Annotated in this window: 12 protein-coding genes; 4 read left to right on the plus strand and 8 right to left on the minus strand. The window is 32.1% G+C overall.

All coding sequences use genetic code 11. The features are described from left to right. Positions 1 to 122: 122 nt before the first annotated feature. Entirely contained in the window at positions 123 to 575 is a 453-nt protein-coding gene (locus tag ACSUE0_RS00070; protein ID WP_017723972.1) for a MarR family winged helix-turn-helix transcriptional regulator, read from the minus strand. Between the two features lie 22 nt (positions 576 to 597). Continuing rightward, positions 598 to 2031 (minus strand): YhgE/Pip family protein, encoded by a 1434-nt coding sequence (locus tag ACSUE0_RS00075; RefSeq protein WP_119614131.1) that lies wholly within the window; start codon positions 2029 to 2031, stop codon positions 598 to 600. A gap of 468 nt (positions 2032 to 2499) precedes the next feature. On the opposite strand from ACSUE0_RS00075, the gene xylR reads away from it, so the two are divergent. The 4 genes from xylR to xylE all read left to right on the plus strand — a co-directional run bounded on the left by xylR (position 2500) and on the right by xylE (position 8164). Continuing rightward, positions 2500 to 3651 (plus strand): transcriptional repressor XylR, encoded by a 1152-nt coding sequence (gene xylR / locus ACSUE0_RS00080; RefSeq protein WP_107551954.1) that lies wholly within the window; start codon positions 2500 to 2502, stop codon positions 3649 to 3651. Positions 3652 to 3861: 210 nt separating this feature from the next. Continuing rightward, positions 3862 to 5184, plus strand: coding sequence for a xylose isomerase (gene xylA / locus ACSUE0_RS00085; protein WP_119614129.1), 1323 nt, complete (start codon positions 3862 to 3864; stop codon positions 5182 to 5184). A 5-nt stretch (positions 5185 to 5189) separates the two neighbouring features. After that, positions 5190 to 6680, plus strand: coding sequence for a xylulokinase (gene xylB / locus ACSUE0_RS00090; protein WP_436955457.1), 1491 nt, complete (start codon positions 5190 to 5192; stop codon positions 6678 to 6680). Positions 6681 to 6700: 20 nt separating this feature from the next. Then, positions 6701 to 8164, plus strand: coding sequence for a D-xylose transporter XylE (gene xylE / locus ACSUE0_RS00095; protein WP_436955459.1), 1464 nt, complete (start codon positions 6701 to 6703; stop codon positions 8162 to 8164). 116 nt (positions 8165 to 8280) lie between these two features. Here the strand turns inward: xylE and ACSUE0_RS00100 are convergent, their stop codons facing one another. From ACSUE0_RS00100 to ACSUE0_RS00125, 6 genes are read right to left on the minus strand one after another with little or no spacing between them, the layout of a single operon-like run. Continuing rightward, a complete protein-coding gene (locus tag ACSUE0_RS00100) occupies positions 8281 to 9615 on the minus strand; it encodes a GntT/GntP/DsdX family permease (RefSeq protein ID WP_119614126.1) in 1335 nt (444 codons plus the stop codon). A 49-nt stretch (positions 9616 to 9664) separates the two neighbouring features. Further along, positions 9665 to 10390 carry a GntR family transcriptional regulator gene (locus tag ACSUE0_RS00105; RefSeq protein ID WP_119614125.1) on the minus strand — a complete coding sequence of 242 codons (726 nt, stop codon included), beginning with the start codon at positions 10388 to 10390 and terminating at the stop codon, positions 9665 to 9667. A gap of 7 nt (positions 10391 to 10397) precedes the next feature. Further along, positions 10398 to 11414, minus strand: coding sequence for a sugar kinase (locus ACSUE0_RS00110; RefSeq protein ID WP_436955462.1), 1017 nt, complete (start codon positions 11412 to 11414; stop codon positions 10398 to 10400). Beyond that, positions 11407 to 12156, minus strand: coding sequence for a 2-dehydro-3-deoxy-phosphogluconate aldolase (gene dagF, locus ACSUE0_RS00115; RefSeq protein WP_436955464.1), 750 nt, complete (start codon positions 12154 to 12156; stop codon positions 11407 to 11409). The genes ACSUE0_RS00110 and dagF overlap by 8 nt, the downstream gene beginning before the upstream one ends. Next, positions 12156 to 13262 carry a DgaE family pyridoxal phosphate-dependent ammonia lyase gene (locus tag ACSUE0_RS00120; protein WP_119614122.1) on the minus strand — a complete coding sequence of 369 codons (1107 nt, stop codon included), beginning with the start codon at positions 13260 to 13262 and terminating at the stop codon, positions 12156 to 12158. The genes dagF and ACSUE0_RS00120 overlap by 1 nt, the downstream gene beginning before the upstream one ends. Further along, positions 13240 to 14340: an amidohydrolase/deacetylase family metallohydrolase gene (locus tag ACSUE0_RS00125; RefSeq protein WP_119614121.1), complete on the minus strand. Its 1101-nt coding sequence runs from the start codon at positions 14338 to 14340 to the stop codon at positions 13240 to 13242. Before ACSUE0_RS00125 ends, ACSUE0_RS00120 begins: the two co-directional genes overlap by 23 nt. Positions 14341 to 14474 lie beyond the last annotated feature (134 nt).

The following is a 14474-nucleotide window of genomic DNA, read 5'->3' on the forward strand; positions in this document are numbered from 1 at the left end:
GAACCAGACAGAAAATCTACTTACCTAAAATGATTTCATTGTATTAATTTATCTTCAACAAGAATGTCTACATAAAAAACGACCCGAAACACCACTGTATGTCTCGGGCCATTTTTTGTAATTTATTTGTGTTCTCTAAAAGCATTATCAATATGTGTAAGTTGATCTACGAAATGATGAACTTCTTCGGCTGTAAATTTATTTCCAAGGCGATCTTTCACTGCTTCTGTCATAACAGCTGTTGCTTTCTTCAAAAATGCTTCACCTTCATCACTCAATTTAATGAGTTTGATACGTTTATTATCTGAATGCGCACGTTGCACATAGCCCATATCTTCTAATTTCGCTATACGCTTTGATGCAGCCGTTTTAAAAATATTTTGTAAACCAGCTAATTCATTAATCGTTACTTTGCCTTCAGTTTTTATAATTCTCATTGCCTCAATTTGTTCTCTTGAAAGCAAATTACTTAACCCGGTCTCTTTAACGATATCTACAATTTCTTTATTTAAATGCAACATTACTATTTGAAATTTAATAATCGCTTCTTCAATTGTCTTATCTACATTTTCCAAATAAGCCACCTCCGAATAACACTTATTTAAACTCTAATGAGAATGGTACTCTTTGTCTTTTGTTAAACCATAATATTACTATATATTGTAAAATCATCATTACTACAATAATACCAATGAGTAAGGCTACAACAAAACCAAAGTTAAAATGTCCTGCATGAGTAAAGATTGCTTCTCTATAACCTTGTATTGCGTATGACATTGGTGAGAATGGGTGAATCCATCTGAAGAATTGTGCAGATAATTCTATTGGGAACATCCCTTCACTGGAACTTAACTGTAGTATCAATAAGACCATTGATATAAAGAGTCCGATTCTATCTAGCAACAGACTTAAGAATGTTGTAATGGTAATTGCTGCGATAGCCCACAATAATCCTACTAAGATAAATTTACCGATATTATCGATAGACATATTCAGTGCAAATATCGCCCAACTACTCATTAAAAGTGCTGATATTGTACCTTGTGCAAGATATAATAATAGTTTGCCAAATGCTTGTTTAATCGATTTAATCTCTTTACTTAATACTTTTCTTAAAGGATAAATTGCGCTAAATGAAACTGCACCTACAAATAAACTAACACTTGCCATATATGGAACAATTGTCTCACCATATTTATCAGCTTCTGTAGCGTTATTTTCGTTCACTTTCGTCACATTATTTAGAGCTTTTTCGTTATCTCCTTCAAATGCGACACCCTCTTGTTGAGAAACTGATTGGTCAATTTTTTCTTTTAATTGATTATTATTTTGTTGTAATTGAGTTAAACCATCTGTAACTTGTTGATTTCCTGAAATCAATTGTTGTGCAGGCTGTCCTACTGCAGGTTCTAACTGTTTCAAACCATCTGTAACTTGTTGATTTCCATCAATAAGTTGAGATTCGGCGTCTGACATTTCGCCTAAAGATTCAGAAGTATCTTGGAAACCAGATTTTGATTTTTTAGCACTATCAAATAATTGGTCTAAATAATTAGAACGAATATTGTCTTTGATTGAGTCTGTCACTGTATTAATGGCTTTTTGAGCTGATTGACTACCAGTGTAACTTGATCCTGGATTTACTTGTGTTTCTAAATTTATTTTTTTAGGATTTTTATCTAATAATGTTGTTGCATTACTTGATGCATCTTTAGGAATAATAATTGTACCAACACTTTTCCCTCTTTCAAGTTGGTCATATGCTTCTTTTTTAGAAACTTCTTGGAAGTCAAATTTATCATTATCTTTTAATTTATCGACTACATCATCACCGATTGTAACTTTTTCATCATTCAATTTTGCAGTCTTGTCTTGGTTAACAATGGAAATCTTTAATTGGTCTGTCTTATCATATGGGCTCCACATAGAACCTACAAATAATGCTACATATAGCAATGGGATAGCTGCTATCGCTATAAGTGCTATTATTAACATTTTGTTTCTAAAAATAAATTTAAATTCATTAAACATCTTTTTTACCTTCCTTTTTATAATTGTACACCGTATGTACTATTAGAGTTTTAAAAACCGAAACATGCTAAAATGCTTATTCCGGGGCGTTTATAGCTATTCAAATTTATGGGGATATATAAACCTCCAAAACAGTACACCCCTTATACATTTTTATATAATACTCGCTTCAAAAACAGTTGTCAATCGAATTTATTATAATTATATAAATTCTATTATTGCAAAATCAATAAATGAAATATACGAAATTAATTTTCATTATTAAAGTGTAACGTATATTAATCAATCTATTCTCACTCAATATTCTACGTCTATAACTTAAATTTATATTTTCCACTTTATAATATATAATCGATTATAGAATAATGTTGCTTATATCGTTTGCCAACGTACTCACATTACACTATGTTACACTTGGTAATATTAACCGAACTTCCCCTGTCCAAATTAGATAAGAGGTAATAATAAATGGAAAATAATTTTATAGTAAATGAAAATGAGAAGCGTGTATTAAAACAAATATTCAATAATAGTAATATTTCACGAACACAAATATCGAAGAATTTAGAACTTAATAAAGCTACTATTTCTAACATTCTGAACAACCTAAAACACAAGAGTTTAGTTAATGAAGTAGGAGAAGGTAATAGTACTAAAAGTGGTGGACGTAAGCCTATTTTACTTGAAATCAACCAAAAATATGGCTACTATATTTCCATGGATTTAACATATGATTCTGTTGAATTAATGTACAACTACTTTGATGCCACTATATTAAAGCAAGATTCCTACGAATTAAAAGATAAAAATGTAAGCAGTATATTACAAATTTTAAAATCTAATATAAATGTGTCAGAAAAATATGATACGTTACATGGGTTACTAGGCATATCTATATCCATACATGGTATCGTCGATGATGAGCAAAACATTATCAACCTTCCTTTTCATAAAAATGAACGCAGCACATTTACTGATGAATTAAAGTCATTCACAAATGTTCCTGTCATTATAGAAAATGAAGCAAATTTATCAGCCCTATATGAAAAAAGTCTATATATAAATTCAAACATAGATAATTTGATTACTTTAAGTATTCACAAAGGTATAGGTGCTGGTATCATAATAAATAAAAAACTTTATCGTGGCTCAAATGGAGAGGCTGGAGAGATAGGTAAAACATTGGTTTTGGGATCTATAAATGATAATGGCAACAAATATTATAAAATCGAAGATATATGCTCTCAAGATGCTTTAATACAGAAAATAAATAATAGGTTGGGAGCCACACTTACGTTTACAGAACTAATCCAATATTATAATGCGGGAAATTCAATTGTTGCTCAGGAAATTGAACAATTTATAAACAGAATGGCAGTTCTTATTCATAATTTGAATACACAATTTAATCCAGACGCTATTTACATTAACTGTCCTTTAATTAATGAATTACCTAATATTTTAAATGAAATTAAAAAACAATTCTCGTATTTTTCTCAAGCTAGTTCAATTCAAATACATCTGACCACTAATGTAAAACAAGCTACTTTGTTGGGTGGTACCTTAGCAATAATGCAAAAGACTTTAAATATAAATAACATTCAAATGAATATTAAATAATCACAGCAATCCGAGGCATACAGTAGATGTCTCGGACTGTTTATTCCTCCTTACTTGAGTGGGTCAACAAAATCTTTCAAACTAAATTGATTTTTGTCCTACTCTTTTTTTATTTTTAGTAAGCGTTTACAAAAAATAAACGATGTGCTATATTACCTCTAAAGTTAGTTTGTTTGTTAAATCAACTAACTAAAATATAGGAGGAATATTATGTCTTATTTTGATATCAATAAAGTAAATTACGAAGGTCCTAAGTCAAATAACGCTTTTAGTTTTAAGTATTACAATCCCGAAGAAAAATTTGGTAATCACTCCATGTCAGAACTTTTAAGGTTTAGTGTTGCTTATTGGCACACATTTACTGCTGACCTTTCTGATCCATTCGGTGTAGGTGCTGCAGAACGTGATTGGGATTCATTAGACGAGATGGAAAAAGCAAAAGCAAGAGTAGAAGCAATTTTTGAATTTATGGAAAAAACACGTATTGATTACTTTTGTTTTCACGATGTAGACATTGCTCCAGAAGGTGCATCTTTAAAAGAATCTAATGAAAATTTAGACATCATCGTAGAACTTATTAAAGAAAAAATGGATCAAACCGGTAAGAAATTACTTTGGAATACAACCAACAACTTTACTCATGAGCGTTTTGTTCATGGTGCAGCCACGTCTTCAAATGCTGAAGTATTTGCATATGCAGCTGCAAAAGTTAAAAAATCATTAGAAATTGCTAAAAAACTTGGTTCTGAAAACTTTGTTTTTTGGGGCGGTCGTGAAGGATATGAAAGTTTATTAAATACTAATATGAAATTAGAGTTAGATAACTTAGCTACTTTCTTTAAGATGGCCAAAAGTTACGCAGATGAAATTGGTTATACAGGGCAATTTTTAATAGAACCAAAACCTAAAGAACCTACCACACATCAATATGACACTGATGTGGCAACCGCACATGCTTTCTTACAAAAATATGGTTTAGATAAAGACTTTAAATTTAATATTGAAGCTAACCACGCGACACTTGCTGGCCATACATTCCAACACGAATTAAGATATGCACGTGATAATAATATGTTGGGTTCAGTCGATGCTAACCAAGGACATCCTCTTTTAGGATGGGATACAGATGAATTTCCAACTGATGTATATGATACTACGTTAGCAATGTACGAAATACTTAAAAATGGTGGGTTGGCTCCAGGCGGATTAAACTTTGATGCTAAACCTAGAAGAACATCATTTAAACAAGAAGACTTAATTTTAACTCACATTGCAGGTATGGATACTTTCGCATTAGGCCTACGTGTTGCTTATAAGATGATTGAAGATAATTTCTTTGAAAACATTATGGATGAAAAATATAAATCATTTAATGAAGGCATTGGTAAAAAAATAGTTGAAGGAAAGACTTCATTTAATGAGTTAGAAGATTATGCTTTCAATATTAATACGATTAATAACGCTTCTGATCATTTAGAAGTCATTAAATCACAAATTAACCAATATATCTTAAATATTAATAATAAGGATTGATAAAAATGGCCTATGTAATTGGTATGGATATTGGCACGAGTGCTTTAAAAACTCTTGTGGTAAATAAAAGTGGCGACGTTGTAGAATCTTACAGCGTCTCTTATAACACGGCACATCCTAAGTCAGGATACAGCGAAATTGAACCTGAAATTTGGTATGAAGCAACGTTGGAGAGTCTAAAACATATTTTAAATCATTATACTCAGGGTGACATTACTGGCATCAGTTTTTCTGGACAAATGCATGGCTTAGTAATAATTGATCAAGAGGGCAATCCAATTAGACCAGCCATTTTATGGAATGATACAAGAACATCTCAAGAAGTTGAAGACATTAAACAAAAGCTAAGCCTTAATTCGTTATTAGAATTAACACAAAACACAGTATTAGAAGGGTTCACTTTACCTAAGCTTATGTGGTTAAAGAATAACGAGCAAAACAACTATAGGCGTATCGCTAAGTTTATGCTTCCTAAAGACTACATCGTGTATAAATTGACAGGTAATATTTACACAGAACCTTCAGACGCTGCAGGTACAATTATGTTTAGTGTAAAAGATGAAAATTGGTCTACAGAATTATTGCATCATTTAAATATTGATCCATCCATTTGCCCTGAAATTATTGCTTCACACCAAAAAAGTGGCCAATTAACTGAAAAAGTAAAAAATACTTTAGGTATTGATTGGAACATTAACGTGTACCAAGGTGGCGCAGATAATGCTTGTGGTGCTTTAGGTTCAGGTATTACCAACGAACAAAAGCAACTTGTCAGTATCGGAACTTCAGGAGTAGCATTGTCTATTGAAAATCGTATTGATTATAAAAATGATGGGAGCGTACATTACTTTAATCATTGTGTTCCAAACCAGAAATACATTATGGGCGTGACTTTATCTGCTGGGTATAGCTTGGAATGGCTTAAGCAACTTATCTCTCCTGATGAAAATTTTACTACTTTCTTAAAAGATCTTAATCACTCAGAAGTTGGTGCTAATGGATTAATGTACACGCCTTATTTATTAGGTGAACGTACGCCACACAATGATGCTTCAGTACGAGGTAGTTTCATCGGTTTAGATGCAAATACGACACAGATCGATATGAAACGCGCTGTTCTAGAAGGCATTACTTACTCTATTAATGAAAGTATTCAAATTATGAAAAACAACGCTATTAACATTAATGAAATTGTATCAATCGGTGGTGGAGCTAAAAATAATCAATGGTTGCAAATTCAAGCAGATATTTTCAATTCAACTATTTCTACACGAACAGAAGAACAAGGTCCAGCTTATGGTGCAGCAATGTTAGCCGCTATGGGAGAACAATGGTTTAATACTTTCAATGACATGAGCGAAGCATGGATAGCATACCATCAAAAAGTATACCCCATTGAAGCAAACACAAAATCTTATCAAGACTTATTTAATATATATAAAACAATTTATGACGCTACGCAGCCAGTAACTCAAAAACTTAATAAATTTAAGTGATCTATCAAGGGGATGGATATATGTCAACTTATAATAATAAGAAATTTATTTTTAAAATAGCTTTAATCGCAACGCTCGGTGGTTTATTATTCGGCTATGACACAGCAGTTATTTCTGGAGCTGAACAATCTCTACAGCAATATTTGACGAAAGATTATGGCAGTTTCATTCATGGCATCACAGTTTCTAGTGCGCTAATAGGTTGTATTATTGGTGGTATATTGTCTTCAAGTTTTTCAAGTCGCTTAGGTAGAAAAAAGTCATTACAAGTAGCTGCTATCCTATTTATCATTTCTGCAATTTTGTCAGGCTATCCCGAATTTTTATTTTTTGATTCAACTGGATCTAACCTTGGCCTACTCATTGCATTTAATCTGTACCGTGTTATTGGTGGTATCGGCGTAGGATTAGCTTCTGCAATTTCTCCTATGTACATTAGTGAAATAGCCCCTTCGTCAATTAGAGGTAAACTCGTTTCATGGAATCAATTTGCCATTATATTCGGTATGTTAGTAGTGTATTTTGTAAATTACGGTATTACATATGGCCAATCCCAAAACTGGATTCAAGATATTGGATGGCGTTATATGTTTATTACTGAAGCGATTCCCGCAATAGCATTTTTCTTTTTATTATTTTTAGTACCTGAAACACCTAGGTTCTTATCATTAAGTAATAAAAATACAGAAGCCCTCTCGGTTCTTAATAGAATTTATTCTTCAAAGAATCATGCTCAAAATGTACTAAATGACATTTTAGCTACTAAAAATAAGTTAACAGATGTAAAAGCACCACTTTTCAGTTTTGGTAAGACTGTTATTATAGTAGGTATTTTATTATCTGTTTTCCAACAATTTATTGGAATCAATGTTGCTTTATATTATGCACCTCGTATTTTTGAAAATTTAGGTTCAGGTAGCAACACATCTATGATACAAACTGTTGTCATGGGCTTAGTAAACGTAATCTTCACAATCATTGCTATATTATATGTAGACAAATTTGGACGGAAACCTTTACTAATAATTGGATCAACTGGTATGGCAATCGGCATGATTGGTATGAGTATCTTAGCTGCAAACGGTGCATTCGGTATTATAACTTTAATATTTCTAGTACTTTATACTGCTTCATTTATGATGAGTTGGGGACCTATCATTTGGGTATTATTATCAGAAATATTCCCTAATAGAATTAGAAGTAGTGCTATGGCAATAGCCGTGGCAGTTCAATGGTTAGCTAACTTTACGATTACTTCCACTTATCCAACTATGATGGATGTTAGCGGCGCCATGACTTATGGTTTTTATGCACTGATGAGTATTTTATCAGGACTATTCGTGTGGAAATTCATTCCTGAAACCAAAGGTAAAACACTTGAAGAACTAGAAAGCGTTTGGAAAAAGGAAAGCGTGACATCTGTTTCAAATCAAGATGAAAAAGTTCAAAGTAATTCAGAAAAAATTCAAAGTCAATCTAACTAAACAAGCTAAAAATTGAACCCCAGTTTTATAACATGCTAATTTTACTGTAAATCAAAAAAGTCAGCCATTCTTACCGGTGGCTGACTTTTTATATTTATGTTATAAACGATTTCTACCTAAATAATACCATCTATTACAAAAGCAATTGCAAATGCCACAAATGACAATAAAGTTTCCATGGCTGTCCACGTTTTAAAAGTTTCTTTTACATTTAAACCTAAATACTCTTTAACCATCCAGAATCCAGCATCGTTTACATGAGAGAGCATTAATGACCCTGCTCCAGTAGCTATTACCAACAATTCTAAATTCACGCCAGACATATGTTGGATAATTGGTGACACTATTCCCGCAGCTGTGGTTAAAGCAACAGTGGCAGAACCTGTAGCGACACGTATTAAGCCTGCTACTAAAAAGGCTAATAGTAATGGCGATAGTGAAAGATGTTCTGTCATCTGTGCAATTGAATCTCCCACACCTGTTTCAATAAGTATTTGTTTAAAACCTCCGCCAGCACCTATAATTAAAATAATAGAACCAATCGGTAAGATACACTCTTCCACCAAATCTTTAATTACATTTTTCGTCATACCTTGTTTGAATCCTAATAAATAGAATGCAGCAAAGCAAGATATTAATAATGCTATTACTGGATTACCTATGAATAACAATGTATTTTTTAATATGCTAGGAATATCCCCTAAATAAGGTGTCACGATAGATAACAACATTAAAAGTACTGGTAAAATAATTACTAAAAATGAAACAATAACGCTTGGCAAACCATTTGTTTTATTGTTTACCTTAATAATATTCGGTTCTTTTTCTGGTATTACCCTTTTACTTATAAACTTGCCAAAAACAGGTCCTGCTATAATTGCTGTAGGTAATGCAATCAGCAGCGAGTATAACAACACTTTACCTATGTTTGCTTCATATATGCCAATTGCTGTCATAGCTCCAGGATGTGGTGGTACAATACCATGCACAATTGATAATCCTGCTAATAGTGGTATAGCAATAAGTAATATATTCGTCTTAGTCGTTTTATGAATTGAAATCACAAGTGGTAATAAAATTACAATCCCCACTTCAAAAAATACAGGTATTCCGATTATAAAACCGGATAGCATCATAGCCCATGGTAATTTTTTATAACCTAAGACTTTAACAAGATAATCAGATATTTGCATACCTGCTCCAGAATCAGACATTAGTTTTCCTAAAATTGTTCCTAACGCTAAGATACCTACTAAGTGGCCTAAAACATCCCCTACACCCGTTTCATACGCTGTAACTATCTTTTCCGGAGACAATCCTGCCATGATAGCTAAAAATAAACCTGCCACTGTTAAACTGATAAATGCATGCCATTTCCACCATGCAACGCCTAATATGACAATAACGATTGAAAGTAGCGTAATGATTAATAAATATATATTAGAATCCATCTTTTTCCCCCAATTATGTTAGCGCTACCAACAAATCACAAGAGATTGCTTATCCTTTCAGACTGATACTATATTTTTTCAATTTACTATTGTAATAACCTATACTATATTCAACAATTTGGTAATTTACTGAATACGATATTCTCTCCCTTACAAGTAAAGGATCTGAGGTTTGAAGATTCAAGTACGCTGTGGCTTGTTCATTGAAATCTACAGAGAAGTTATCCTCAATATCTTTTATTTCTATTTGCTCATCTTCTAAAATTTTATATATAGAAAGATCATTATTTTGCTTTAATTCTCCATACTCATCCAAACTACTTAATGGGTAGGGTAAATAATGATTAAATAGAATGTATGGTTTATCATTTAATAAATAGACTCTTGTAATTTTATAAGATTTCTCGCCAAACATTTGAAATAACTCACTATTTTTTTCATGCGTCTCTACTACAATGTCTTTTATAAGTTTATGAATTTTATTTCCTTGTTCTACAAGTTTTTCTGTAAAATTTTTATTATTGGTTTCATTACTCACTTGTTTATGGTTAATGACTGTTGTACCTTTACCGCTTTTTCTCTCCAAGTATCCTAGTGTAACTAATTCTTTAATAGCCGCTCTGACTGTTACTTTGCTTACATTAAACTCTTCTTCAAATTCAATTTCAGTTGGTATATAGTTTCCAATAGTATAGATACCATGAATAATACGGTCTTCAATAATTTCTTTTATTTGTATATATAATGGACCTTTATCTGATGATAATTTCGTCATAAATCAATTACCTCTCAATATCATTTTTTTCTTCATTTACGATTTTTATTATATCATCAGTATCAAATAATGGTGTATCCCCGGAAATTGTATGTGCCAATACACAAGATGCGGTTGAAAATGTAACCATTTCTTGAGGATCCATATTTGATAATTCACCGTGGATTACGCCACATGTATATGCATCTCCAGTACCAATTCTGTCTAAGATATTCACTTCAAAAGCTTCCGAATAATACATTGTTCCATTTTTAAATAAATACCCTTTGATGTTGTTTTGATTACTTCCTTGAATTGTTCTGATAGTACCAGCAATAATATCTATATTAAATTTTTCAGCTACAACAAGTAATAATTCTTCTAATTGTTCTTCTTTACTCTCCTTAGTAGTTGTTAAATTGAGTGTGTTAATTGCATCTTTTTCATTCATAATTACAATATCCGCTTCTCTTAAAATGGTTTCATAGTATGGTTTTGCACGCTGATTTCCATTCTCACCCCATAAAGAAGGCCTAAAATTACAATCAAAAACAATTTTAATACCTTGCTCTTTTGCCACTTTAACAATAGTAAGAATATTGTTCTGAGTTAGGTTATTCATAGCTAAAGATATACCACAAATATGCAACACATCAACGCCTTTCATGGATTGAACAATATCATATTCTGAGATATCTGTTGTGTTAAAGCTACTTTGCTGTCTATTTGTATAGGTCACATTACTAGGGCGATTACCAAACCCTTGCTCTAAGAAATACATACCCAAGTTATCATTATTTTTGATAATAAAATCACTGTGAATACCTAATCTTCTTATCGCACCAATAGCAGCTGTACCAATTGAATTTTCTGGTACCGCACTGATTAGGCTCGTGTCATAGCCAAATTGTGACAATAATCCCGTAACATTAACGCCTGTTCCAGTAAAAGAGTATTTCAAATTTTCCGCCTGTCTCAATAAAAGATTGTCGGGTACTTCTAACCGCATCATAATTTCCCCATAAGCTGCAATGTGCTTATTCATATAAATCCACTAATTTCTTAATTTTAGAAGTAAGCCATTCTACATCATTTATATTTGTAAGACCTGTTTCTTTATCAATAATTGATGAATAAACATGCGGTATAATTTTGGGAACTTTACAATCTAAAGCAATTTTCACGATTTCTTCAAAATTATCTTTAGTGATGCCACCCGTTGGCTCTAACCCAAATTCTGCTCTTCCACAAGCTTCGGCTACTGCTTTATATTCTTCAACTGTTTCTAAGCCCTTCATAGGGAAAAACTTGATTGAAGATCCTCCCATATCTTTAATTAAATTAATTGCTGCTTCAATAGGTATAATTGCTTTCTCTTCTCCTTCACTACTAATAGGTCCAGTAGAAATATTTACGAAGCCTGGTTTACCTGTGGGAGAGACTAATGCATTGACCCAAGATTGTTCATCGCTTTTAGCAGTTGTTTGTCCTACATCGGTAAATACTTGGTTAATATGTGCACCTTGATAGTATCTTGCGATTTCAGCTACTACTTTAGCTTGTCGGTTATCTCCAGCACCTAAGCCAATCGAAATAGCGTCGTCAACATCCTTTCCAAATTGTGACATCGCTGTCACCGCACTATTTACATCGTCATAATCTTTCGATAACACACCTATAACGATATTTTTATCAGCTGCTTGATATACTGCTTTGATATTCTCTTCCCCTTTAGCTAAAACATTCAAAGCAACTCTATCTTTATAAAATCTATCATGTATTTTCATTAAATTTCCCCCTGTACAATTTGAATAATTGTTTCATAAATAATCTCAATTTCACCTTGTTTTAATGGTCTTGGATCAATATCAAAGAATCCTTGTTTCACTCCATAATCGCGTGTATAAATTGCAACATCAGCATTTTTTAATTTTCCAACAAATTGTTCTGCAGACATATTTAAAATAGATGAATCTACATGTACGCGTGTTCTATAAATTTCTCTTCCTGCTTCATCTTGAACAATTTCTAATCGAATACCTTCATAGTTGTTAATGGGTGATAATTTCTCTAATTCACTTTTTTCTGATTCTGAATTATCAACTTTATCGAAGTATTCATCTAATGCTTGTAATAACCCAAAAGTTGATTCTTTTCCTACTTTCATACTTCGCCCGATAAAATGTAATTGAGTTTTCACAGATTCAATCAATGACTTTTTACCAGCGACTATACCAGTAGTTGGACCTTGAATTGCTTTTGAACCGCTATAAATAGCTAAGTCTGAGCACTGGATATATTTCGTCAACTCTTCTTCTGCAGCAGCATCCACAATTAACGGTATATTATATTTTTGAGCTACTTGATATATTTCTTCAACAGATGCCATATTTTTTTGCACCGTATGATGCGATTTCACATAAAGAATGGCTGCTGTATTTTCATTTATTGCTTCTTGTATATGGTTTTCTTTACCTTCGTTTGCATACCCTACTTCAACTGTGCGACCGCCACCTAAGTAAACCATTGTCTCAATAGGAGCACCATATTGAACGTTGTGTCCTTTAAATAATATGATTTCATTTTTTTCTATGCTTTCATTGTGAAGCTTTTGACTTTTACGTTCATTTCCTTCGGTAACAACACCTGCAATCGATAATGCGATTCCACTAGACGCTGAATTTACAACGACAGCATCTTCAGCATTAATTTTATTAGCAATATATGCCCCAGATTTATCAACTAAATCTGCAATTTCTACATAGTTTTGTCCTCCAAATTTCATAGCATTCATTACAGAATTAGTTGGAGAAGACACACCCAGAATACTCATTCTCCCACTTGCATTTATAACTTGTTTTAAGCCGTATTTATAATTCAATGAATTTTCCATTTGTTACCACGCCTCTTTCTTTAATTACTTTTTTAATTGTAATTTCGTGTCCATGTGAATCTATAAGATTTTGCTGTGAATCTATAACATCGAATAAGGTTAAGTTAGCTGTCATGCCCTCTTTAAATTTTGCTAAATCAGGTTTATTTATAATTTGAGCTGGATTTTCTGTGACACCTTTAATAATTTCTTCTAATGTATAACCGAGATACAAGAATTTAGTAAGTACATTCGATAAGCTGAATACTGGGCCTTCTATTCTATTTTTTTTATAAATGTCTGAACTTATACTATTAAATTGAATATGGTTACGTTGTGCTTGTTGTGCTACTTCAAATGAGAAACTTGCATTACCATGACCAACATCTAACTTCACTCCTCGACTTATTGCTTCTCTTAAAACTGTCAAAGGTACTCCATCTTGGTCAAATAGGTTATTAGACTTACCGTTTAAAAAATGTGTAATAACATCGCCTTTTCTAAGTAATGGAATTACATCTTGTATTTTAGGAGGTGCTGATCCAATATGGGTCATAATCGGTAATTTTAATTGCTCACTAATCTTTATAGCTTTTTTCAAAGGCACTACACCATTATCTTTAACTACACTACTGCTAATACGCGCCTTTAATCCGATAATCATATCTTCGAATTGTTGAGCAGCTTTAATACACGCTTGTTGATTTATCCAATCCAAATTTGATAATTCATCGATTCTTTCAAGTCCTATTTTAGATATATTTAAAAATGAATATACATTAGTTAAGCTTTGTTGCGCTCTTTCATGTAACTCATTAACTCTATCAGCGCCACAACTCCCTGCATCTACGATTGTAGTAACCCCTTGTTTAACGCCTATTTCATCTATTTCATCTCCATAAGGACTAAAATCAGAGAAAGCATGAACATGTAAATCAATCCAACCAGTTGAAACAAAAGAATTCGAACCATTGAAAATTACATTTCCTTGTAATGTATTTCCATCTGAAATTTCTTTAATGACACCTTTTTCAAGTAATATATCGATTCTTCTTTTATTTAAAGTTTCAATATTTTTAATAATACCTGTACTTTTCAATGTATATCACCTCTCGAAAAACATCATAACATTATAATGTTTGTAAACGCAATCATTATAACATTATAATGTTATGTTTTAATAAAAAATACTGATTCTTCCCTTTAAAAAAACAGAATCAGTAATTAATATTT

It is taken from the genome of Staphylococcus sp. AS1337, assembly GCF_051408735.1.
GTDB lineage: Bacteria > Bacillota > Bacilli > Staphylococcales > Staphylococcaceae > Staphylococcus > Staphylococcus xylosus_B.